This is a genomic window from Thermopetrobacter sp. TC1 (assembly GCF_000746275.1).
GTDB lineage: Bacteria > Pseudomonadota > Alphaproteobacteria > Rhizobiales > Aestuariivirgaceae > Thermopetrobacter.
In genome coordinates, this window is the sequence record NZ_KN050828.1 from 317,168 (window position 1) to 338,640 (window position 21,473).

General features: G+C 62.4%; 20 protein-coding genes. 9 read left to right on the forward strand and 11 right to left on the reverse strand.

Translation table 11 applies throughout. The features are described from left to right. Nucleotides 1-42 precede the first annotated feature (42 nt). A complete protein-coding gene (locus EK16_RS05190) occupies nt 43-1,320 on the forward strand; it encodes a DUF2333 family protein (RefSeq protein WP_051928959.1) in 1,278 nt (425 codons plus the stop codon). 62 nt (nt 1,321-1,382) lie between these two features. Here EK16_RS05190 and EK16_RS05195 read toward each other — a convergent pair whose 3' ends face one another. After that, the gene (locus tag EK16_RS05195) at nt 1,383-1,973 is read right to left on the reverse strand and encodes a YqgE/AlgH family protein (RefSeq protein WP_051928960.1); all 591 of its coding nucleotides are present in this window, start codon (nt 1,971-1,973) and stop codon (nt 1,383-1,385) included. A gap of 183 nt (nt 1,974-2,156) precedes the next feature. Between EK16_RS05195 and EK16_RS05200 the strand changes: the two genes are divergently transcribed. After that, the gene (locus EK16_RS05200; RefSeq protein WP_081910280.1) at nt 2,157-3,071 is read left to right on the forward strand and encodes a protein-disulfide reductase DsbD domain-containing protein; all 915 of its coding nucleotides are present in this window, start codon (nt 2,157-2,159) and stop codon (nt 3,069-3,071) included. A gap of 9 nt (nt 3,072-3,080) precedes the next feature. Here the strand turns inward: EK16_RS05200 and EK16_RS05205 are convergent, their stop codons facing one another. Then, a complete protein-coding gene (locus EK16_RS05205; RefSeq protein ID WP_197059613.1) occupies nt 3,081-4,001 on the reverse strand; it encodes a DMT family transporter in 921 nt (306 codons plus the stop codon). Nucleotides 4,002-4,216: 215 nt separating this feature from the next. Here EK16_RS05205 and aroA point away from each other — a divergent pair, with 215 nt between their 5' ends. The 6 genes from aroA (at nt 4,217) to EK16_RS05235 (ending at nt 10,301) form a co-directional block, all read left to right on the forward strand. Then, on the forward strand, nt 4,217-5,560 hold the full coding sequence (gene aroA, locus EK16_RS05210; RefSeq protein WP_038035161.1) for a 3-phosphoshikimate 1-carboxyvinyltransferase: 1,344 nt from the start codon (nt 4,217-4,219) through the stop codon (nt 5,558-5,560). A 5-nt stretch (nt 5,561-5,565) separates the two neighbouring features. Next, entirely contained in the window at nt 5,566-6,210 is a 645-nt protein-coding gene (cmk, locus tag EK16_RS05215; protein WP_038035960.1) for a (d)CMP kinase, read from the forward strand. Between the two features lie 155 nt (nt 6,211-6,365). Next, complete coding sequence (gene rpsA, locus EK16_RS05220; protein WP_255353318.1) at nt 6,366-8,177, forward strand: 30S ribosomal protein S1; 1,812 nt, start codon at nt 6,366-6,368, stop codon at nt 8,175-8,177. Between the two features lie 314 nt (nt 8,178-8,491). Further along, the gene (gene sppA, locus EK16_RS05225) at nt 8,492-9,469 is read left to right on the forward strand and encodes a signal peptide peptidase SppA (protein ID WP_038035961.1); all 978 of its coding nucleotides are present in this window, start codon (nt 8,492-8,494) and stop codon (nt 9,467-9,469) included. Further along, the gene (locus EK16_RS05230; protein WP_038035166.1) at nt 9,466-9,765 is read left to right on the forward strand and encodes an integration host factor subunit beta; all 300 of its coding nucleotides are present in this window, start codon (nt 9,466-9,468) and stop codon (nt 9,763-9,765) included. Before sppA ends, EK16_RS05230 begins: the two co-directional genes overlap by 4 nt. A gap of 161 nt (nt 9,766-9,926) precedes the next feature. Then, on the forward strand, nt 9,927-10,301 hold the full coding sequence (locus tag EK16_RS05235; RefSeq protein ID WP_038035168.1) for a LapA family protein: 375 nt from the start codon (nt 9,927-9,929) through the stop codon (nt 10,299-10,301). A 155-nt stretch (nt 10,302-10,456) separates the two neighbouring features. On the opposite strand, the gene EK16_RS05240 is transcribed toward EK16_RS05235, so the two are convergent. The 5 genes from EK16_RS05240 to EK16_RS05260 form a co-directional block, all read right to left on the reverse strand. Beyond that, the gene (locus tag EK16_RS05240) at nt 10,457-10,900 is read right to left on the reverse strand and encodes a CBS domain-containing protein (protein ID WP_038035171.1); all 444 of its coding nucleotides are present in this window, start codon (nt 10,898-10,900) and stop codon (nt 10,457-10,459) included. 455 nt (nt 10,901-11,355) lie between these two features. Further along, on the reverse strand, nt 11,356-12,267 hold the full coding sequence (locus EK16_RS05245; RefSeq protein WP_038035173.1) for a CoB--CoM heterodisulfide reductase iron-sulfur subunit B family protein: 912 nt from the start codon (nt 12,265-12,267) through the stop codon (nt 11,356-11,358). A gap of 7 nt (nt 12,268-12,274) precedes the next feature. Further along, nucleotides 12,275-12,874 carry a 4Fe-4S dicluster domain-containing protein gene (locus EK16_RS05250; protein ID WP_038035174.1) on the reverse strand — a complete coding sequence of 200 codons (600 nt, stop codon included), beginning with the start codon at nt 12,872-12,874 and terminating at the stop codon, nt 12,275-12,277. Between the two features lies 1 nt (nt 12,875). Beyond that, nucleotides 12,876-15,185: an FAD-dependent oxidoreductase gene (locus tag EK16_RS12585; protein ID WP_038035175.1), complete on the reverse strand. Its 2,310-nt coding sequence runs from the start codon at nt 15,183-15,185 to the stop codon at nt 12,876-12,878. 5 nt (nt 15,186-15,190) lie between these two features. Further along, on the reverse strand, nt 15,191-16,459 hold the full coding sequence (locus tag EK16_RS05260; protein WP_038035176.1) for an FAD-dependent oxidoreductase: 1,269 nt from the start codon (nt 16,457-16,459) through the stop codon (nt 15,191-15,193). Between the two features lie 927 nt (nt 16,460-17,386). Here EK16_RS05260 and sat point away from each other — a divergent pair. Further along, on the forward strand, nt 17,387-18,577 hold the full coding sequence (sat, locus tag EK16_RS05265; protein ID WP_038035177.1) for a sulfate adenylyltransferase: 1,191 nt from the start codon (nt 17,387-17,389) through the stop codon (nt 18,575-18,577). 94 nt (nt 18,578-18,671) lie between these two features. On the opposite strand, the gene EK16_RS05270 is transcribed toward sat, so the two are convergent. From EK16_RS05270 to EK16_RS11475, 4 genes are all read right to left on the reverse strand, one after another. Beyond that, nucleotides 18,672-19,253: a periplasmic heavy metal sensor gene (locus EK16_RS05270; RefSeq protein ID WP_038035179.1), complete on the reverse strand. Its 582-nt coding sequence runs from the start codon at nt 19,251-19,253 to the stop codon at nt 18,672-18,674. Beyond that, nucleotides 19,250-19,852, reverse strand: coding sequence for a hypothetical protein (locus tag EK16_RS11470; RefSeq protein WP_051928963.1), 603 nt, complete (start codon nt 19,850-19,852; stop codon nt 19,250-19,252). Before EK16_RS11470 ends, EK16_RS05270 begins: the two co-directional genes overlap by 4 nt. 9 nt (nt 19,853-19,861) lie before the next feature. Then, on the reverse strand, nt 19,862-20,461 hold the full coding sequence (locus EK16_RS05280) for a sigma-70 family RNA polymerase sigma factor (protein WP_197059614.1): 600 nt from the start codon (nt 20,459-20,461) through the stop codon (nt 19,862-19,864). Between the two features lie 209 nt (nt 20,462-20,670). Next, nucleotides 20,671-21,285, reverse strand: a complete 615-nt coding sequence (locus tag EK16_RS11475) for an EF-hand domain-containing protein (protein ID WP_197059615.1) — start codon at nt 21,283-21,285, stop codon at nt 20,671-20,673. Between the last annotated feature and the right edge of the window lie 188 nt (nt 21,286-21,473).

The following is a 21,473-nucleotide window of genomic DNA, read 5'->3' on the forward strand; positions in this document are numbered from 1 at the left end:
TCCAAAAACGATGAGCCTTTTTAACTTCGGGGGCAAGGCGCCATGACCGATCAGGAAAACAACGGCACGAAACGGCCGGAGGAAGGCCCTTCTTCTTCTGAAAATTCTGAAAACGGCCCGGGCCGTTCGCGCAGAACGCTCAAGGACAGGGTCATCGGGCGCATTCATGACTGGCGCAAACAGCGGGCCGAAAGAAAGGCGGCAGCAGCCTTCACCGGGGGTGGGATCATGGAGCGCATCAGGGCCTTCTTTCGGCTGCTGCTGTCGTGGATCACCTGGCCTTTCAGGCGGGTGAGCGCATTTTTGCAGGGGCGTTCGCCCATCGTGCGGCTTGTGGTCATTGCCATTCTGGCGCCGTTCATCGCCTCCTGGCTGTGGCTGTTCTGGATCACCGGCTGGATTCGGGATTTCGATCCGGCGCGGGCGGATGCGCTTATTGCCGAAAACGTGCTCAAACCTCAGGGCATGGCGCAGGAAGGGGCCGAGGGTGCGGAGAAAAGCTGCGGCCGCTCCGCCATTGTCGCCGTGGCCGCCGATCTTGTGGATTTCAATATCAACCGGAACCGCTGGGTTTCGGCCTCGCCCGTCTACAAGTTCGGCCTGCTCGGCATTCCCTGGAGCTATACGCCCTTTTTCGACAACAAGGCGGCCTTTCAGCGCGGCGTGATGCAGGCGGTGATCATTACCGCCATTGAGCTTGCCGATACGCTGGGGCGCGTGCGCGGCACCTCGCGGCAGGATGTGGACCTGCGCGCGGCACGGGCGGCGGTGAATGTCGATCCCTATCGCTGGATCTTCAATCCCTTTGATGCGCGCCTGCCGCTTATAACTTCACCGGCAACAGCGGATTACAAGCGCGCGATTGCCGCCTTTCACCGGTTCAATGACCGGCTGGAGCGCTGCGAGGCCGTATTTGATGCCCGCGCCGACAACCTGCTGCAATTCGTGGACCGCGTGGCCAAGGACATCGGCGCCACATCGGCGCGGCTGAAAGACCGGGCGGAGGCCTCCAATGCCGGCTGGTTCGATTTTCGCGCTGATGACACGTTCTGGTTCGCACTGGGGCAGCTGTATGGCTATGCCGCCATTCTCAAGGCGGCGCGTGCCGACTTCAGCGGCGTGGTGCGCGCGCGCAATCTCGATGATATCTGGGACAATCTTCAGGATCACCTGAACACGGCCATCGGGCTTGATCCGCTCATTGTGTCCAACGGGGCGGAAGACGGGCTGCTTTTTCCCTCGCACTTGACGGCGCTTGGCTTCTATGCCCTGCGGGCGCGGGCCAATCTCGTGGAGATCCGCGCGGTGCTGGATCGCTGACAAAAAATAGATACCTCACGATCCGAAAAAGGGATCCGTGTGCTCATTACGGAAGGTCGATCTCAGGCATGGCCGGCATCGGCGGAGAGAAAGCCCGGGTCGATGCCCAGCTTGCGCAGGGCCTTCTCATAGCGGGTCTCGACGGGGGAGAGGAAGAGGATGTCCCTGTCCGCCTCGCAGGTGAGCCAGACGTTCTGCTGAATTTCCGATTCCAGCTGCCCCGGCGCCCAGCCGGCATAGCCCAGCGCGATCAGCACATCACGCGGCCCGGCGCCGCGGGCCATGTCGTGCAGGATATCGAGCGTGGCGGTCAGCCCCACGTGCGGTGTGACCGGCAGGGTGATCTGCGGATTGAAATAGTCGGTGCTGTGCAGAACGAAGCCACGGGTCGGCTCCACCGGGCCGCCGACCATCACCGGCGTGTGACGCACCTCCTCGGGGATGTCCTGCGCCTTCTCCTCCGGGACGATTTCCAGCCTGTGCAGGAGCGTGGCGAAATCCAGATCTTCCATGGGCCGGTTGATCACGATGCCCATGGCGCCTTCCTCGGTGTGGGCGCACATGTAGATGACCGTCTGCTCAAAACGCGGATCGCCGATGCCCGGCATGGCGATGAGAAACTGACCGTCATAGAATTTCGCCTCGTTGGGCATGGCCGAAACTCCTGATGATTTGCGCCGCTCTTGCTGCCAAGCCTAGCACAATATGGGGCTTTTGCATGCACCAGACCAGAAGGCCGTTTCACGAACCGGTGTCGCTCACGCCTCCTGACGGAGAATTGACTTGCCATTCTGCCCTGCCCCACTTACCCCAGAGGCAGGTTTCTTGGAGACTTCATGAAACACTCCATGCGGCAACGGGATTACACCTTCATGCACAGGCGCACGTTTCTCAGCGGTATCAGCGGCACCGCGCTCCTTTCTTTCCTTGCCCCCGCATCCCTGGCGCTCAAGGCACGGGCCGCCAGGGCGAAGGCGCCTGTGAAAGAGGTGCGCGAGGTGCGCTTCGATCACAGCACGGTGCGTCTGCTCGATGGCGGGTGGATGGGCGAAGATGTCCGCCTTGCCGGCATTGAGATCGATCTGAAAAAGGGCTGGAAGACCTACTGGAAGGTGCCGGGCGATTCCGGCCTGCCGCCCAGCTTCGATTTCTCGGGCTCCACGAACGTTAAGGACATCAAGGTCTTATGGCCGACGCCGAAACGCTACAAGGACCCGGAGCTCGGCGAGACCATTGGTTACAAGGATCATGTGATCTTTCCTGTGCGCATCGTGCCGGCTGATCCTGAAAAGCCGGTCACGCTTTCGGTGAAGCTTTCGTATGCTCTGTGCAGCGACATCTGTATTCCGGCCCAGGCGCAGCTTGTGCGACAGCTCCTGCCCGAACCCGATTCCGATGATACGGCCTTCGCCCGGGTGCGTGTGGCCTATTACGAGGTACCCACCGCCAACCCGGATGTGGGGCCAGAAGTGGTGAAGGCCTACATCCGCCGCGGCAAGACGCGTCCGGAGCTGGTGCTGGTCCTGAAGGGCGTGGGGCTTGGCTCCAACTCGGACATTTTCGTTGAGGGGCCGGATATCGTCTCCTTCTGTCATCCGCGCTTTCTCGGGCGTGAGGGCATGATCGTGCGCTATTTCCTGCCGGTGGACGGGATTGATGACCCCGCAGCGCTTGCTGGCGCGAAATTAAGGCTCACCATCGTCGGCGAAAACGGCGCCTGGGAGCGCACGGTCATTCTGCCCAGGCATTGAGTGCCTCAATTATGAGCGTGTGGCCCTGTGCCGTTCATGCAGGAGCATGAACAGGCCGCCTGAGACGACAAGACCGGCCCCGAGCCATGAGGTAACGGGCGGCCGCTCGCCAAACCACAGCGTGCCGATGATCAGGGCGAAGAGGAGCAGGAAATAGTTGAAAGGCTGCAGCTGAATGGCCTCGGCGAATTCCAGCGCCTTCACCAGCAGGAGATGGGCGAGGATGGCGAGCACGGAAATGGCGGCAACGATGGCCCATTGCCAGGGGAGCAGGTTCTGCCAGGCGGAGAGGCCAAAGGGCGTGAGGATGACGGCGCCGATTGTTGAGATCTGCACGATGGCGGTGAGATAGTCATCATCACGGGCGGCAAGGCGGCCGGCCACCTGATAGGCGGCGAAAAGGGCAGCCGCCAGCAGGGCAAGCGCCGCCCCCGGGCGCAGGGCGGCATGCACCGACGGGCGCAGGATAAGCAGCGCGCCGGCAAAGCCGATGACGGTGGCAAGCAGCCGGTGACGGTTCAGCCGCTCGCCAAGCACGGGCACGGCCATGAGCGCGGCGAGAATGGGAAAAATGGCGAAAAGGGCGTGGGTTTCAGCAAGGCCGAGCGCTTTCAAGGCCATGGCGACGGTAACCATCTCGAAGGCGGAGAAGGCGGCACGGGCCATCTGCAGCCATGGGCGCTGCGGCTTCAGGACCGCAAAGAGCCGCCCCCGCCAGGCGGCATAGAACAGGGCGCCAAGCGCGAAGGCCCACAGGCGCACCGCCATGATCTGCCAGGGCGAAACCGAAGCCACGAGATAGCGCGTGAAGGCATCCTGAACAGCGAAAACGGCCATGGCCAGCGCACACAGGGCCATGCCTATGCGCGCCCGGCGCCAGTGATGCCGCGCATTAAGCACCGCCGGGGTTTCCCATGGGGATGCCGACATTCTCTCCTGGCGCTGTGGCATGCGTTTTCGCCTCTTTCCTGCCACCTCTTACGGAAGCCGGTTTTTCTTATTATCGCTGCAGGCTGCCATGTCTTTTGCATTCAAGACAAGACGGCGCACCGGCAAGGCCGGTGACAGGGAACAGGCACTTGTGCTACTGGCCCTCGCAAGGCAACAGGCACATCCGCCCAAACAGGCTTCAAGGACGATCTTTCATGGCGCAACCGCTCGTCAGTCAGTTTTCACACAGCCTTTCCGGCACAGTGCGCGTGCCAGGGGACAAGTCCATTTCCCATCGTGCCGTCATGCTGGCGGCGACGGCCATCGGAGAAAGCCGCATCAGCGGGCTTCTGGAATCGGCCGATGTCATTCACACGGTTCAGGCGATGGCGGCGCTCGGTGCGCATCTGGAGCGCGATGCCGACGGCACGTGGACCGTCTCCGGCACAGGTATTGGCGGCTATGCCCAGCCTGAGGGCAGTATCGATTTCGGCAATTCGGGCACGGGCGTGCGCCTGGTGGCGGGGCTTGTTGCCACCACCCCAATCAAGACGATCATGACGGGAGATGCTTCCCTCTCGCGGCGGCCGATGGGGCGCATCGTCACCCCGCTTGAACTTTTCGGCGCCAGAATCGACACCGCGCCGGGCGGGACACTGCCCATGCGCATCATCGGGGCGAAGGACCCGGTGCCCATAACCTATACCCTGCCGGTGCCGTCCGCCCAGGTGAAGTCGGCCATTCTGCTAGCCGCGCTCAATACGCCGGGGGAGACCACGGTGATCGAGCCGGTGGCGACGCGGGATCACACAGAAAAGATGCTGAAGGCCTTTGGTGCTGACATTCGCGAGGACTTCGGCGAGGAGGGCCGGCGCATCACCGTGCGCGGCGAAAAAGAACTTCACGCCTGCGACATTCACGTGCCCGGCGATCCCTCATCGGCGGCCTTTCCGCTGGCGGCGGCGCTGATGTGTCCGGACAGCCGCGTGACCATCCGCAACGTGCTGCTCAATCCCACGCGCACGGGACTCATTCAGACCCTGCACGAGATGGGAGCGGAAATCCGCATCCTGAACCCCCGGCAGGAGGGGGGCGAGATTGTCGGCGATCTCGAGGCCTCCACCAGCCGGCTCGAAGGTATCGTGGTGCCGGCGGAGCGGGCGCCGTCGATGATCGATGAATATCCCATTCTTGCGGCGATCGCGGCCCATGCCCACGGAGTGACGCGCATGGAGGGCATCGGCGAGCTGCGGGTGAAGGAATCCGATCGCATCGCGGCCATGGCGGCGGGCCTTGCCGCCTGTGGCGTGACCGTGCGCACCGGTGAGGACTGGATGGAGGTGGACGGCATAGGCGGGTGCATTCCCGGCGGGGCCTGCATAGAAACCCACATGGATCATCGCATCGCCATGGCCTTTCTCGTGCTGGGCCTGGTCAGCCGCGCGCCGGTGACGGTTAACGATGCGGCGATGATCGCCACATCGTTTCCCGCGTTCGTCTCGCTGATGCGTTCCCTGGGCGCGCGCATTTCTGAACCGCAACAGGGGGCGGAGGCTTGAAAAACATGATCATCGCCATTGACGGGCCGGCCGCGGCCGGCAAGGGCACGCTGGCGCGGAAACTGGCCGAACATTATGGCTTGCGCTTTCTCGATACCGGAGCGCTGTATCGGGCGGTGGCGCTCTCGCTGCTGCTGGCCGGCGCCGATATCGAGGATGAGCAGGCCGCCGAGGAAGCGGCGCGGCAACTGGATCAGCGCATCCTTTCCCATCCCGACCTGCGCTCGGCGGGAACGGGTGTGGCCGCGTCCAAGGTGGCGGCGATGCCGGGGGTTCGGGCGGCGCTTCTCGATTATCAGCGCCGCTTTGCCGCAACGCCGCCCGGCGCGGTTCTGGACGGGCGCGACATCGGCACGGTGGTCTGCCCTGATGCCGATGTGAAGCTGTTTGTTACCGCATCGCCGGAAGTGCGAGCAAAACGCCGCTGGCTGGAGCTGAAGGAGCGGGGCGAAGAGGTGGCCTTCGAGCAAATTCTGCAACAGGTCCGGGAGCGCGATGAACGGGACATGAACCGGGCGGATGCCCCGCTGCGCCCGGCGGAGGATGCCCACTTGCTGGACACCTCGGAATTGGATATAGAAGCCGCATTCCGGGCAGCGCGCCGCATCATCGACGCGCATCTGAAACGGGGTTCCGATCGGCAGGGCTGAGCGATGCCTGCCGGGCGGGGCCTTTTCGTGTTGAACGGGAGGGATGCCCGCCTCGATCCGCCCGCGGCCCGGACGGCCGGAAGAGAGGCAGCGCCCTCGAAGGAGAAGCGAACGAAACGGGTCAGAAACCGCCCGCAGCCTTCTCATGCGCCATTATGGGCCCTGACGGGCTGCGGGACGTCCTGCGGATATTGCCGCGGGCCAACCCCATTCGTTTGTCGAGAAAGGAAAGAGACTCAATGACCGAAGCGACCGAAAGCGCAACCCCCAGCCGCGATGAATTCGCCAAACTTCTCGAGGAATCCTACCTTGCCTCCATGCCGGCGGAAGGCCAGGTGGTGAAGGGCAAGGTGGTGGCCATCGAGAACGATTACGCCATCATCGACGTCGGCCTGAAGACGGAAGGCCGCGTTCCCCTGAAGGAATTCACCAACGCCGGCGAGGAGATCAAGGTCGGCGACGAGGTGGAGGTCTATCTGGAGCGCATCGAGAACGCCCTGGGCGAGGCGGTACTCTCCCGCGAGAAGGCGCGCCGCGAGGAGGCGTGGGAACGCCTGGAGAAGGCCTACGAGAAGGGCGAGCCGGTTACGGGCCAGATCTTCGGCCGGGTGAAGGGCGGCTTCACCGTGGATCTTGGCGGTGCGGTGGCCTTCCTGCCGGGCTCGCAGGTGGATATCCGGCCGCTGCGGGACGTCACGCCCCTGCTCAACGTCGATCAGCCCTTCAAGATCCTCAAGATGGACCGCCGCCGCGGCAACATCGTGGTGTCGCGCCGTGCCATCCTCGAGGAGAGCCGCGCGGAGCAGCGTGCGGAGCTTGTGAAGAACCTCAAGGAAGGCGATGTGGTCGAAGGCGTGGTCAAGAACATCACCGATTATGGCGCCTTCGTGGATCTGGGCGGCATCGACGGCCTGCTGCATGTCACCGACATGAGCTGGAAGCGCGTCGGCCATCCGTCCGACATCCTCTCGGTGGGTGATACGGTCAAGGTCCAGATCACCAAGATCAATCCCGAGACCATGCGGATCTCCCTGGGCATGAAGCAGCTGCAGGAGGATCCGTGGAAGAACGTGGAAGAGAAGTATCCGGTCGGTTCCCGTGTGAAGGGCCGGGTGACCAACATCACCGACTATGGCGCCTTCGTGGAGCTGGAGGACGGTGTGGAAGGCCTGGTGCACGTCTCCGAGATGAGCTGGACGAAGAAGAACGTGCATCCGGGCAAGATCCTCTCCACATCCCAGGAGATCGAGGTGCAGGTGCTGGACGTGGATCCGCAGCGGCGCCGCATCTCGCTGGGCCTGAAGCAGACGCAGGAGAACCCCTGGGACACCTTCGAGGAGCGCTATCCGCCCGGTACGGTGGTGGAAGGCGAGATCAAGAACATCACCGAATTCGGCATGTTCATCGGCCTGGAGGGCGACGTGGACGGCATGGTCCACCTCTCCGATCTCGACTGGAACCGCCCGGGCGAGGAAGCCATCAAGGACTACAAGAAGGGCGATGTGGTCAAGGCGGTGGTGCTGGGCGTGGACCGCGCCAAGGAGCGCATCTCGCTCGGCATCAAGCAGCTCGAGGGTGAGCCGCTGGCCAAGCTTGGCATCAAGAAGGGCGATACCGTCACCGCGGAAGTGGTGGAGGTGAAGGACAACGGCATTGAGGTGAAGATCGTCGGCAGCGACATCACCACCTTCATCCGCCGCGCTGATCTGGCCAAGGATCGCTCCGAGCAGCGGCCGGAGCGCTTCGCCCCCGGCGAGAAGGTCGATGCCAAGGTGGTCTCCATCGATCGCGCCAACCAGAAGGTCGGCCTCTCCATCAAGGCCCTGGAGATCGAGGAGGAGAAGAAGGCGCTGGAGCAGTTTGGTTCCACGGCGGCCGGCGCTTCTCTCGGCGAGATCCTCAAGGCGGCCCTGGAGAAGAAGGAAAAGGGCGGCGAAGAGGACAAGAAGGACGACGAGGAGAAGTAATCCTCCCGCCTTTAGTCCCGGTCACATTCATGGAGCGGAAGGGCGCAAGAAGCTGCCTTTCCGCTCTTTTGTTTTTCGGTGTCTTCATTCCGGCTCTTATGCGGCAGTGGCGGGCTGCCCGCAGTGCAGGGGGCGGGGCCTTGTCGGGCCGCAGGCGATCGGGCGCCTTCTTGACGACGGCGCGGAAAGAGGCCATTCCCCTAGAACGACGACAAGCTGGAAGCGACGTTTCGGTTCGGCCCGGATAGCGCAGGTCATTCCCAGTGCGTTTTAGGGCGCAGGCACCGGGCCCCAAGCAGGACATCGAGGCATTCATGACCGGGGGAACCTTTACAGCCGATACCTTGGCCGCCTTCAGGCGGTTGCGACGGAAGCTCAGCCTGTGGCGCACACTGGCCATCGTGGCCATTGTCGCTGCCGTGGCGGCCCTGTTCTGGGAGAAAACAGACGGCGGCTTTGGCGAACATATCGCGCGCGTGCGCATCAGCGGGCTGATCACGGGCAATCAGCGTCTGCTCGATCTTCTCGATTCGCTGAAAAAATCGAAGAAGGTCAAGGCCGTGATCGTGCGCATTGACAGCCCGGGCGGCACCACGGTGGGATCGGAAGCCGTCTTTCACAAACTGCGTCAGATCGCGGCCAAGAAGCCGGTGGTGGCGGTGATGGACTCGGTGGCGGCCTCGGGCGGCTACATTACGGCCATTGCCGCTGATCGCATCTATGCGCGGGAGAATACGATCACCGGTTCCATTGGTGTCATTTTCCAGTGGGCGGAGGTTCATGATCTGCTGTCCAAGCTTGGCGTGAAGATGAACACGCTGAAATCCGGGCCGCTCAAGGCGCAGCCCAATCCCTTTGAACCGCTCACCCCTGAAGCGAAGCGTGTTACCGAGGAGCTGGTGCGGCAGTCCTATGACTGGTTTGTCGCTCTTGTGGCTAAGCGGCGCGGGCTTGATCGTGATGCTGTTCTCAAGCTGGCGGACGGGCGCGTCTATCTCGGCAAGGATGCCAGGAGCAAGGGTCTGATCGATGCCATTGGCGATGAAGAGGCGGCCAAGGACTGGCTGGTGAAGGAAAAGGGGCTGAAGGATTCTCTCAAGATCGTGGAACGCAAGCCCAAGAAGCTCCCGGAAGAGCTGGGGCTTGGCTTTTCGCTGATTCAATGGGGGGCCAAGTTTTTCGGGTTTGATGCGGTGCTGGAACGCGGGCAATTTTCGCAGGGCTTAGCGCTTGACGGCCTGCTGGCGCTCTGGCACCCTCGATTGCAGTATCAGGCGAGGGGCTCACAATGATCAAATCAGAGCTGATTCAACGTATCGCCAAACGTAACCCGCATCTGTATCACCGCGATGTGGAGCGGATCGTGAACACGATCCTCAATGAGATCACGCGGGCGCTGGCTGAGGACAACCGCGTGGAGCTGCGCGGGTTTGGCGCCTTTTCCGTGCGTTATCGCAAGGCGCGCATCGCCCGCAATCCGCGCACGGGCGAACCTGTGGAAGTGGGTGAGAAGAAAGTGCCGCATTTCAAGGCGGGCAAGGAGCTGCGCCAGCGCCTCAATCAGGGCAATCCGCAGATTGACCGTTGAAATTGGCCTTCAGGCCCTCATCCGCCCTTTGGGGTGGCGCGTGATCTGGTGCTTGTGTGTCTTTGCGGAGATGGCAGGCGTAATCAGGTCGACATCAGCGAGGCTTTGCCGGTGGATATCTGAATCATGCACTGAGGCTGACGGGGGCGAGACCAAGGATCATGCGACGGCTTATCTCCTTTCTCATCGGGATTCCGATTTTCATTATCCTGGCGGCGCTGGCACTGGCCAACCGGCAGCGGGTGACCGTCTCCTTTGATCCCATTACGCCTGAAACGCCGCTTTATTCACTGAACGTGCCGCTGTGGGTGGTGTTCTTCGCCGGGATCTTTCTGGGGCTTCTCGCCGGCGGTATCGCCACCTGGCTGAAACAGGGGCGTTACCGGGCGCGGGCGCGGCATGCCGAACGCGAGCTTGCGCGTCTGAAAGACATGAAGGACGATCTGGAAAAGGAACTGAAACAGATCAAGGACCAGACCAGCGCGCCGGATGCGGCACAGGATCAGCCGCAGCGACCGGCTCTGCCGGCGGCTTGAAGCCGCAAATCTTGCAGGCCAAAAGCGGGGTTTTCTCGCCTATCCTGTGATCGAGTCCTGTTTCACCATTACACATGACAGAAGCGGCCTTGCCAAAGATGATGCAAGGCCGCCTCTTTTTTCTCATGCATGCCGCCTTTATGAAGCGTGGGTTTTTAAGAGAAGCGGGCGGCGATGAAGCTGTCGCGCAGGACGTTGGCCTCCAGCTCCTTGTCCCTCAGCTGCATGGCGAGGCAATCGCGGATGGAAAGCATGCCCCGCAGCTGGCCCCTTGCGTCCACCACGGGCAAATGGCGGAACTTGTGATTGAGCATGACCCGCATGGCATCACACATGTCGTCCTCCGCCTGGCAGGTGACGGCTGGCGAGGACATGACATCACGCACGCGCAATTTCATCAGCTCATGCGGGCGCTGGGAAAGGGCCGAAACAATGTCACGTTCTGAAAGCACACCAACGAGATTGCCGGAGCTGTCTACCACCGGCATGGCGCCGATCTTGTTGGAATAGAGCAGGCTGGCCGCGGCCTGCAAGGTATCGGCGCGCCGGCAGGTGATGATCTTTGGCTGGTTCTGCTCCAGAAATTCGCGGACCTTCATCGGTTTCCCCTCCTCCTCTTTCCTGGCTTCGGATAGCGCCGGCTGGCTCCGGCGCAAACAGAGAGCCTTTTGTGCATGGATTGGATCTCGGCCCGGACGGTCTCGTTTTCCTGTATTGACCGGGTGTGTGATCCCACAGCCCCGCGCCCCCACCTGCCACGGGCTGCAAGCGGCTCTCATATTCATATATTTCGATATTATTCACCATATTACGCACAGGCAAGAAAAACCCGAACGCGGCAAACATTCGGGCTGATCGCATGGGCCATGCGGTGTTTCGCAGGGCGCGTTTGCTGGAGCTCAGTCGTTGTCAGGGCGTGTCCTCAGAAAATCCGACGTGTTAGCCCCTTGATGATTTTTGCCGCTGGCATGAAAAAGGGCCCGCCATTTAGATATGGCGAGCCCTTTTGCCTAGTGAAAGCCTGAATGAATGATGGTGCCTTTTCAGGACCGGTTCACTTCTTGGCCATTTTCTCCAGCTTTTCGGCACGGATGGTGTTTCGGTGCAGGGCGGCATCCTTTACCGGATCCATGCCGAAGGCGACGGCCATGAGCTGCTGCGGGAAGACCACCGGGATGTTGAAGTTGGTGCCATACTTCTTGTTGATGGCCTCCTGATACATCTCCAGGTTGGTCTGGCACAGCGGGCACGGCGTGGAAATGACATCAGCACCGGCCTTTTCTGCCTCTTCAAGCAGCAGCTTCATCAGGTGCAGCGTCTTTTCCGGCTTCATCACCGCCACGGAGCCGCCGCAGCAGTTGGTCTTGGGCTTGTAGTCCACGGCCTCGGCACCGCAGGCCTCGGTGATGTCGTCGAGGAAGTGCGGATCCTCATAGGTGTCGTAATGGCCGCCATCGTCGGTCTCGGCAAAGGGGCGCACCGTCTGGCAGCCAACCCAGCCGGCCACCTTCAGACCCTTCAGGGGATTGGTGACGCGCTCCTTGACCTTGTCCATGCCGACGAAGTTGACGAGCACCTCCATGGCATGGTGCACCTTCAGATCGCCCTCATAGGGCTCCTCACCGCCGGCCTTGAGAATTTCGGCAGCGGCCTGCCGCTTCTTCTCGTTGTCGCGGATGGCGAGGTTGTTGCGGTGCGTGTTGAGATAGCAGGCGGCGCAGGAGGTGAACACGTGCTCATTGCCACGCTTCTTGGCGTTGGCAAGGTTGCGCGCGTTCAGGGCCAGCTGCGGCAGAGGGCCGCCGCCGATGTGGCCCACGGACGCGCCGCAACAGTTCCAGTCCTCGATGTCCTCCACCTCGATGCCGAGCTCGGGAAAGACGGCGCGGGTGGATTCGTCGAGATGCCTGCCGGTGGCTTCCGAGCTGCAGCCCGGATAGTAGGTGAACTTCATCTTTTCGCTCATGGCGTCTTCAGCCCTTCTGCTCGAGTTCCTTGGCCTTGGCGATCATCGCCTTGAGCTGGCTCTTGTTCTTAATGGTGTGCGGCAGGCCGATATGCATGCGCCCGGCCTTGATCATGCCCAGGGCAATCTTGAGATTGTCCAGGGCCTTGCGGATGCCCTCGCCGAAGCCGAAGGAGAAGAAGTACTTCATGGTGACAAGGCGCTCATCGGTCTTGCCGAAGCTTTCGGCCGACCACCAGAAGGCCTTGGAGAAGAAGTAGTTCTCCACCTTGTTCTTCGGCGCGTAGCCCTCCTTGGCCGCCAGCGCCGCAAGATGCTGCACGATGGTGGTGACAGGAATTCCGCGCGGGCAGCGCACATAGCAGCGATAGCAGGAGGTGCACTCCCACAGGGTGGAAGAGGAGAGCACCTCGTCCTTCAAACCGGCGCGGACCATCATGAACAGCTTGCGCGGACCATTGTCCATCTCCTGACCATTGGGGCAGGAGCCGGAGCACATGCCGCACTGCATGCACATGTTCAGCTTGTCGCCACCTTCGACGTTCTCCCTGACCCAGCGGGCAAAGGAGAGGTCATAGGTGCGGGAGGGTGTCGGAACTGCCGTCATGTCAGAACCCCTTGAACGGATTGAGCCCGATGCCCTTGATCTGCTCGCCGAACTGGTCGAGCAGCTCGACCACGCGCTTGGAATCGGCGATGGAGACCTCCTCGAAGGAGACGCGCTCCGGCTCCAGCATCAGATTGCGCAGGGTCTCTTCCACCTTGCCGATGCGCTCCTTGGCGATGGCCGAGCCTTTCACGAAGTGGCACTGATAGTCATCGCCGGACTTGCAGCCCATCAGCATCACGCCGTCGTAGCCTTTCTCAAGCGCGTGCGACACCCACATGAGCGTCACCGAGCCGAGGCAGCGGACCGGGATGAAGCGCATGTACTTGTTGATTTCACGCCTGTTGATGCCGGCCATGTCAAGGGCGGGATAGGCATCGTTCTCACAGGCGAAAACCATGATGCGCGGTTTTTCGTCAAACGGATCGGGCTGCTCCACCGCCTCGATCATCTCCGCCACCATGTTGGGCGAATAGTTCTTGAACGAGATGGTGCGCACCGGGCAGGCGCCCATGCAGGTTCCGCAACGGCGGCAGCGCGAGGGATTGAGCTTGGGATATCCTTCCTCGTTCTCGTCGATGGCGCCGAAGGGACACTCCACCGTGCAGCGCCGGCACTTGGTGCAGATGTCCAGCCCGAAGTGCGGGTAGGAAAGATCGCCCACGCGCGGATGCGTGGCACGGCTTTCCTTGACGAGGTTGATGGCCTGCTTGGCCTTCAGCACGGCACCCGCCGCATCCTCCTTCGCTTCCGCCGTGGTCATGGGCTTGCGCACGGCACCGCAGACGTAGATGCCGGTGCGGCGCGTCTCATAGGGGAAGCAGATGTAATGGCTGTCGATGAAGCCATTGTAGAGGATGGGGATGTGCGGCCCCTGACGATACTGAAGGTTCAGGATGGGACCGCCAGGCAGCGGCGGGTTCTCCGGATCGCAATCCGGCGTGACCGCAGAAGCTTCCTCGCCGTCACCGGCGGCCTCGGCCTTCACCTCGTCGCCATCACCGGCCGGCTGGCCGTTGATGGTGATGGGCACGCGCGGATTGACGTCATCGCAGAGGAACTCGTTGCCTTTTTCGGCCATGGGCAGGTCCGGATTGGTGGAATTGGGCATCATGCCCGTCTGCACCACCACCGCATCCAGGCCGGTGAGCGTGGCCTCGCGCCCCAGGAGGAGATCATCAATGACGAGCTCCGGGCCCTCGGAGGCGGACTTGACCATGGCCTTCATGAAGACCACGCCCTTCTCCTGGGCCTCGCGATAGAGCTCCTCGGCCTGGCCATGGGCACGCAGGTTGTCATGCAGCACGTAGACCATGGCCGAGGGATCGGCATCCATCACCTGAATGGCCTGCTTGATGGCGATGCGGTCGGCCACGCCGGAGGTATAGGGCATGGCCTCGGATTCGCAGGGAATGATGATGGCGATGGTGTTGAGCTTCTTGCCCTCGTGCTCCAGGCCGTTCTTGAGCACTTCCTCAAAGTCGACGCCGGAGATGACGTTGCCGATCTTGCCCAGGCCATACTTTTCATAGGGCGTCATGTCGTCCGGCATGCGCCAGCCGGTGGCGACGACGATGGAACCGAAGACATCCTCCGTCTCGTTGCCGCCCTGAGAGAGGGTGACGGAGAACTCGCCCGGCTCGCCGCTGGTCTTGCTCACCAGCGTGTTGAGCATGACGGTGATCTTGTCGTTCTCCTCCACGGCCTTGATGATGTCCTCGATGGGATTGTCGATCAGGCCGCGATAGGGCGGACGGGAGGGGATGAGCTTGCTCCACTTCCGCGTCCAGCCGCCGAGCTGGTCGGTCTTCTCCACGAGGGTGACCTCATGGCCGGCGCGGGCCGCCTCAAGCGCGGCGGTGAGGCCGGAGATGCCGCCGCCGACGACAAGGATCTTCTCGGACTTCACCACGTTCTCGTGCGGCTCGGGCAGGTCGCAGGTGCGGGCCTGTGCGATGCCCATCAGCACGTTGTCCTTGGCGAAAGCCTGGGTATCCTCATCCTGAGGCGGCTGTGTCCAGGCCACCTGCTCGCGCAAATTGGCGCGGACAGTGGCGGCGCCGTCGAAATTGAAGCGGTCCGTCATCACGCGATGCGAACAGGCCGCCACCAGCACGCGGTTGACCTCGCCGTCCTTGACATCCTTCTCGATGACGGCGCGCCCCTCGTCGGAGCAGAAAGCGGCATGCCGCTGGCACTTGGCCACCTGATACTGGTTGGCCACCGCCTGCTCCAGCTCGTCCATGTTGACGGCCTCGGCGATGCCGCAGCCCTCACACAGGTAAATTCCGATCTTGATGTCGTCCGACATTGTCCTTACCTGGCTCCCACTGCCTGAATTGCCTTCAATGCCGCCGCCGTGCCCGACATGGTGGACAGCGCCACGTCAAAGGGACCGGCCGCAACGCCGCAGGAGAACTGACCGCCGTCCTCGCCCTCCAGCGCGAGCACGAAGCCGTCCTCGTCCTTGACGACGTCGCCCTTGATATCCACTCCCTTCGCCTCGGGTTCCATGCCGGTGGCCAGCACGACGAGATCGTAGCTCTCGCAGTAGAGCTCACGATCGATCGTGCGCTCGCCCTTCACATAGGGGCGGCCATCCTCGCCGAGGCCGATTTCGGCGGGCTTGGACTTGATGAACTTCAGACGCGGATCAACCTTCAGGCGCTCGTAGAAGGTCTGCATCTTGTCGTGAGCGCGGATGTCTATGTAGTACATGTGCACTTCCGCGTCCTCGTACTGCTCCAGCACATAGGCGGCGTGCTTTAGCGACGCCAGACAGCAAATCATGGAGCAGTAGGGGAGATGGTTGACGTCGCGCGAGCCCGCGCACTGAATGAGCGCCACCTTCTTGGCCGGCTCGCCGTTGGACGGACGCACCACCTTGCCGCCGGTGGGGCCGTCATGATTGGCCAGGCGCTCCATCTCCACGTTGTTGATGATGTCCGGGCTGGAATCGTAGTGATAGGTTTCCAGCTTGCGGGCATCATAGGGACGCCAGCCCGTGGCCCAGACAATGGCGCCGGCGTTGATGGTGACCTCTTCCTCCTCCTCGGAGAAATCAACGGCGCCGTATTTGCAGGCCTCCTCGATGCGCTTCTGATCATCGGTGCCTTTCACGACCGGATCGATGACATAGCGCATCGGCCAGGCATGCTCATGGGGCAGGCGCGCGGCCTTCACCTTGCTCATGCCGTAGTTGTAGGGATCGTCGATCTCGGTCTCGCACACCTTGCCGCATTCGCCGCAGGCGGTGCACTTCTCATTGACGAAGCGGGGCAGCTTCTTCGCCGTGATGGTGTAGTTGCCCTTCTCGCCATCCACGGCCACCACCTCGTGCATGGTCAGCACCTTCACCCGCGGATTCTTGCGCAGGCGCTGATAGTTGATCTCCAGGCCGCAGGTGGGATGGCAGAATTTCGGGAAATACCTGTTGAGACGGGTCACGCGCCCGCCCAGGGCCGGCTCCTTCTCGATCAGGATGACGTCGTAGCCGGTCTCGGCGGCTTCCAGCGCCGCCGTCAGCCCCGCAATGCCGCCACCGATGACGGCAATGGTCTGGCTGTGCGGTCCGTCCTGTGCCATGGTCCCTCTTCTTTCCACAAAGGTCATGAACGGGTTGAGCTCACACTCCGCAACGCGCCCCGCGGCACTTGGCCGCACCGGCACGCCCGAAGATCGGGCTTTGCTTTGCGTCCGCCACCTGTTTAGCGAAGCCTGCGCGAACGAGAAGGGGCAAAATGACACAGGGGAAAGCGCATAACACGGGCGCGGCCCGTTCATGCCGCGCTTAGATGACAGGCTCAGCCTTGCGCGCGCAGACGGAACCGAAACGGATGATGGATGGTGATCCCTGTCGTATCCGTGTGCCCCGTCCCCTCCGTCATTTCTGTCTTGCGCATGCTCGCATACTGCTTGTTGCATGCGCGTGGCCATCCCTCGGTAAAACCGGCCTCTTTTTCCCTGAGCGCCCTGCAAAGAGCGCGGTTCGAAAAGAGGCTTTTTAATGCGGACGGCCGTCTTCTCATCCTGTGCCGGGCTGAAGTTCCGGATCTCCCTCCTGTTCCGGCATGGTGCCCGGCACGGGCCTCCCTCTTCTCGTCCGCACCCGGCTTTAAAGGCCTTAAAGAGCCGCATGACGCCCGCGATGTTGCTCTTCAGGCCCGCAAACCGGACGGACGCCGATCCCATATACCCTGCCTTGGCCTTCGGGAAAAGGGGACATATTCATTGATGCGCATTTTTTTATAAATCGGTATGGAGATTCGTCGCATCCGGTGGTATCTCCAAGCCGGTCCTGCATGAGGGGCAGGCCGGCGCAGCCGTTCGGCACAGGAATTGGTGCCGGCCAGAACGCAAGGCTTCGGCGGGGGTCAAGGAGGGGACGAAAACGTCCATGCATCGCCTAGCAAGCACCCGCCCGAGAGAGGCCTGACCGCATATGGCCGCAGCAGGCCCGGATATTGCGGGCAGGCCCGCACGATCATGACACTGCAAGAGGGAGACGATCACATGTCGAAGCTTGTTCCACCGCACGGCTCCGATGAGGTGATGCCGCTGCTCATTCCGGAAGTGGAGCGCAAGGCCGAGCTGGAGCGCGCCCAGCACCTGAAGCAGGTGCCGGTGAGCTCGCGGGAGGTGTCGGACATCTCCATGTTCGCCATGGGCGCCTACACGCCCCTTACCGGCTTCATGACCCGTGACGACTGGAAGGGCGTGTGCGAGGACATGAAGATGACGGACGGCCTGTTCTGGCCGATCCCGATTACCTGCCCGGTGGACAAGGACATCGCCGATTCCATTTCCGAGGGCGAGGAGATCGCGCTCGTGGATCCGGAGACCAACACCATCATGGCCATCATGGAGGTCTCCGAGAAATACGTGATGTCCGAGGAGGACAAGAAGTTCGAGTGCCAGCACGTGTTCCGCACCACGGACATGGAGCACCCGGGCGTGCAGAAGGTGATGGGCCAGGGCGAGGTGAACCTGGCCGGCAAGGTGCGGGCGCTGTCGGAAGGCATTTATGCCGAGAAGTACAAGGACCTGTTCATTCGCCCGGCGGAATCGCGCGCCATGTTCCTGGAGCGTGGCTGGTCAAAGGTGGCGGCGTTCCAGACGCGCAACCCGATGCACCGCTCGCATGAGTATCTGGCCAAGCTGGCGGTGGAGACGCTAGACGGCGTGTTCATTCACCAGGTGCTGGGCAAGCTGAAGCCCGGTGACATTCCGGCCGAGATCCGCACCAAGGCCATTCAGGCAATGATCGACAACTACTTCGTGCCGGGCACGGTGATCCAGGCGGGTTATCCCATCGAGATGCGCTACGCCGGTCCGCGCGAGGCGCTGCTGCATGCGGTGATCCGTCAGAACTTCGGCTGCTCGCACCTGATCGTGGGCCGCGACCATGCCGGCGTGGGCGACTACTACGGCCCGTTCGATGCCCAGCACATCTTCGACGAGCTGTGGGAGGGCGCGCTGATCACCAAGCCGTTCAAGGTGGACATCACCTTCTACTGCAAGAAGTGCATGGGCATGGCCTCCGGCAAGACCTGCCCGCACGGCAAGGAGGACCGCGTGCTCATCTCCGGCACCGAGCAGCGCCGTCGTCTGGCCGCGGGCGAGGACATCCCGCCGGAGTTCTCGCGGCCGGAGGTGGTGAAGATCCTGCAGGAGTACTACGCCTCGCTGAAGAACGAGAGCTGACACCTTCCTGCAAAAGGACAAACATCAAGTGGCCGGGGTCTGATGCCCCGGCCTTTTTCTTGGATTTATAGTCCGTCACATGGCCGTTTATCGCTCAGCCGCGCAAACCCCGGAAGGGACGCAGAACGCGGGCGCTGGCGGCGAGGCGCTTGAGCTTGCGGGCGAAAATGCGCCGCTCCTTGGGGGTCAGCGCACGAATGCAGGTATCGGCCAGATCGATGACGTGCCGGCGGGCGATAAGATCGGCACGGCGCAGGTCTTTCATGAGGGCGGCGTAGGCCTGTTCGTCCAGGCTGCCATCCTTCAGCAGTTCCACCAGGCGCAAGCGCAGGCGTGCCACTTCCGCATAGGCCTTGCGCACCTGTTCGCGATGGGGGGTGAGCTTCTGCATCAGAGCCTTTTTGCGCTCAGGCGGCAAAACACGCAGGGTGGCCCAGGTGGCGCGCACGAGAAGGCCGGGGCGGCCGGCAAGAAGCTGGCGCATGTTTTCCGGCAGGCGATTGTGGCGCATGGCCATGCGCTCCATCCATGCCGGCGGCTTTTCGGCATAATGCATGTAGAGCATGGCGCCGAAGGCCCCGGCGATGAGCAGATTCACGGCCAGGGAAACAAACAGGATCACATAGAGCCAGGGGGGCGCTGAGCGCCCGCCTTTGGTTTCCTGCGTTGTGCTCATTGCATCAGTCCTGCCAAATCTTCATCATCCAGCGCTGCCAGGAGGACGGGATCGTCGGGAATGTCCTCCCGTGCGGTCAGGCCGGCGAGCACGGTGGTGGCAATGGGCGTGGCGGAAAGCTGCGCGCCAACGTAAATCCCGGTAATAAGCGCGGCCAGCATCACCGTGGCGGCGATCCAGCGCAAACGGTAAAGGGGCGCATTATCGTTGGCCGCTTCCCTTGCCGCCCTTTGCCGGCGCGTGTTTGCAGGGCGCGCCCTTTCGCCCCTGGCCAGGGATGGCCGCCTTTGCGGGAAGGCGAGGGGCGCAGGGGCACTTTTGCGCGCATCGCTGTGTTTTGCATGACTTTCCGCCTCATCATTGCCCGGAGAAGAAATCCCGGCCTGACCAAGAATGGTGTCCATTAAGGCCTCTTCCTGCCCGGGATCGGGGGCGGCATGATCCAGCACGTTCTCCAGCGCGCGAAACTCCTCCCACAAGTGGCGGGCCTCGGGATCCCTGGCGCACAGGCGCAAGGCCTCCTCGCGGGCCGCACGCGGCCAGCGATCCGGCTCCGCCCCGTGTGCCTCCAGCAATCTTTCAAAGACGCTTCTGTCCATCTCTCAACCTCAATTCCCCGCCCCCGTATCGTTCTCTCTGTCCAGGAGTTCCGCAATCTCGTCGGCCAGTGCCTTGCGCAGGCTGCGTCTTGCCCGGGCGAGAAGCGATTCCACCGCCTCGACCGAGACGTTCATCATCCGCGCGATCTCGCCATTCGAGTAGCCCAGATCGTGCGAAAGGGTAAGGGCCTGTCTTTGCCGCTCCGGCAGGCGGGCCACCGCCGCCCGCACCTTGCGGGCGCGATCACTGTCCATGGCCTGTCGCTCCGGGTCCGGGGCGTTTTCGTCCGGCATGAGCTCGCTCAAGTCCTCGGCCTGACGTGTCTTGTTGCGGCGGATCCGGTCAATGGCGGCGTTGACGGCAACACGGTGAAGCCAGGCGGGAAAGCGGCCGTCACCGGCGCGATAGCGCTGCGGCTCGTTCCAGATGCGCAGGAAGACATCCTGGACCAGATCATCAGCCTCCGCATCGCCCAGCATGCGCCAGGCCACGGCGCGAACGCTGCCGATATGCCGCTTGAGAAGAATGCGGAACGCCGACGCATCCCGGTCCTGAGCAATGCGACGCATCAGCGCCTCATCCGGCACATCCGCCAGGGAATCTTTCATGCCGTCGTTCGCTCCGCGCCTTTGCTCCCAAAAGGGAGCCGAGCTCGCAGCCTGCTTGCCGGTTTCCGCCAGGGGCATGCCCGGGCCCTTCCTTTCCGCTCCATCATGACCCATTCGGGGCGGAGGGAAAAGGATGGATCGGCCTTTTCCCTCCAATAGCCCGTTGCAAAGGGGCGGGGTGTGGTCTCCCCGCGCCGAGAGAAGGGCGATCAGTGAGCCGGACCGGCGCCCTCACCCTTCATCATGCCACCCGGCATGCCACCCGGCATTCCGCCAGGCATGCCGCTGTCGTTCATCATGCCGCCCTGGTTCATCATCCGGTTCATCATGCGCATCATCATCTTGCGCATGCGCTTCATTTGACCGGCGCGCATCATGGCCATGCGCCGCTTGAGCGTGGCGATCTCCTTTTTGTCCAGACGGCCATCCCCATTGAGATCGGCGCGATTGAACCGCTGCATCTGCGCCTTGCGGAACTCATCGGCGGTGATCACACCATCCCCATCGGCATCAAGGCGGGAAAGCATGCGATAGCGCAGGCGATATTTCTTGCGCTCCAGCTTCCTGGTCACAGCGCTGTCGATCTCGGCGACGGTAACCTTGCCATTGCCATCGGCATCAAGGCGGGCGAAACGCTTGCCCTTGCCGGCAGCGAACTCTTCCCTGGTGATCACACCATCGCCATTGGCATCCAGCTTCTTCAGCATGATGGCGCCGGCATGCGGCCCCCTGCCATCATGGGCCTGGGCTGCGCCAACACCGGCGGCAACAATGCCCGCTATCAGAGACATTCCGACGATCTTGCGCACATGGTTCAGCTTCATGGTCTTCTCTCCTGAACGGTTCATATTGGTTCCAGCCCCGCAGCGATGAGACGGCCTTTGGCCTGCCTCGCCCTTTCACTACGCAGAGGCCGGGAGAATTCCGTCGCAGGCAGAAAAAATGCGCCGTGATTTCACGAGCGCACGGATTGCGCATATGAAAAAGGCCCGGCACCGTGCCGGGCCCGCCT

Excerpts from the sequence above, each read along its gene's own strand:
- sppA (WP_038035961.1), top strand. The coding sequence starts at position 8,492 with ATGACCGGGGGAACCTTTACAGCCGATACCTTGGCCGCCTTCAGGCGG.
- EK16_RS05250 (WP_038035174.1), bottom strand. The coding sequence starts at position 12,874 with ATGACGGCAGTTCCGACACCCTCCCGCACCTATGACCTCTCCTTTGCC.
- EK16_RS05195 (WP_051928960.1), bottom strand. The coding sequence starts at position 1,973 with ATGCCCAACGAGGCGAAATTCTATGACGGTCAGTTTCTCATCGCCATG.
- rpsA (WP_255353318.1), top strand. The coding sequence starts at position 6,366 with ATGGGCCCTGACGGGCTGCGGGACGTCCTGCGGATATTGCCGCGGGCC.
- EK16_RS05270 (WP_038035179.1), bottom strand. The coding sequence starts at position 19,253 with ATGAGCACAACGCAGGAAACCAAAGGCGGGCGCTCAGCGCCCCCCTGG.
- EK16_RS11475 (WP_197059615.1), bottom strand. The coding sequence starts at position 21,285 with ATGAAGCTGAACCATGTGCGCAAGATCGTCGGAATGTCTCTGATAGCG.
- EK16_RS05260 (WP_038035176.1), bottom strand. The coding sequence starts at position 16,459 with ATGGCACAGGACGGACCGCACAGCCAGACCATTGCCGTCATCGGTGGC.
- EK16_RS05235 (WP_038035168.1), top strand. The coding sequence starts at position 9,927 with ATGCGACGGCTTATCTCCTTTCTCATCGGGATTCCGATTTTCATTATC.
- cmk (WP_038035960.1), top strand. The coding sequence starts at position 5,566 with ATGATCATCGCCATTGACGGGCCGGCCGCGGCCGGCAAGGGCACGCTG.
- EK16_RS05190 (WP_051928959.1), top strand. The coding sequence starts at position 43 with ATGACCGATCAGGAAAACAACGGCACGAAACGGCCGGAGGAAGGCCCT.
- EK16_RS05230 (WP_038035166.1), top strand. The coding sequence starts at position 9,466 with ATGATCAAATCAGAGCTGATTCAACGTATCGCCAAACGTAACCCGCAT.
- EK16_RS12585 (WP_038035175.1), bottom strand. The coding sequence starts at position 15,185 with ATGTCGGACGACATCAAGATCGGAATTTACCTGTGTGAGGGCTGCGGC.
- EK16_RS05280 (WP_197059614.1), bottom strand. The coding sequence starts at position 20,461 with ATGAAAGATTCCCTGGCGGATGTGCCGGATGAGGCGCTGATGCGTCGC.
- EK16_RS05200 (WP_081910280.1), top strand. The coding sequence starts at position 2,157 with ATGAAACACTCCATGCGGCAACGGGATTACACCTTCATGCACAGGCGC.
- sat (WP_038035177.1), top strand. The coding sequence starts at position 17,387 with ATGTCGAAGCTTGTTCCACCGCACGGCTCCGATGAGGTGATGCCGCTG.
- EK16_RS05245 (WP_038035173.1), bottom strand. The coding sequence starts at position 12,267 with ATGAGCGAAAAGATGAAGTTCACCTACTATCCGGGCTGCAGCTCGGAA.
- aroA (WP_038035161.1), top strand. The coding sequence starts at position 4,217 with ATGGCGCAACCGCTCGTCAGTCAGTTTTCACACAGCCTTTCCGGCACA.
- EK16_RS11470 (WP_051928963.1), bottom strand. The coding sequence starts at position 19,852 with ATGGACAGAAGCGTCTTTGAAAGATTGCTGGAGGCACACGGGGCGGAG.
- EK16_RS05205 (WP_197059613.1), bottom strand. The coding sequence starts at position 4,001 with ATGTCGGCATCCCCATGGGAAACCCCGGCGGTGCTTAATGCGCGGCAT.
- EK16_RS05240 (WP_038035171.1), bottom strand. The coding sequence starts at position 10,900 with ATGAAGGTCCGCGAATTTCTGGAGCAGAACCAGCCAAAGATCATCACC.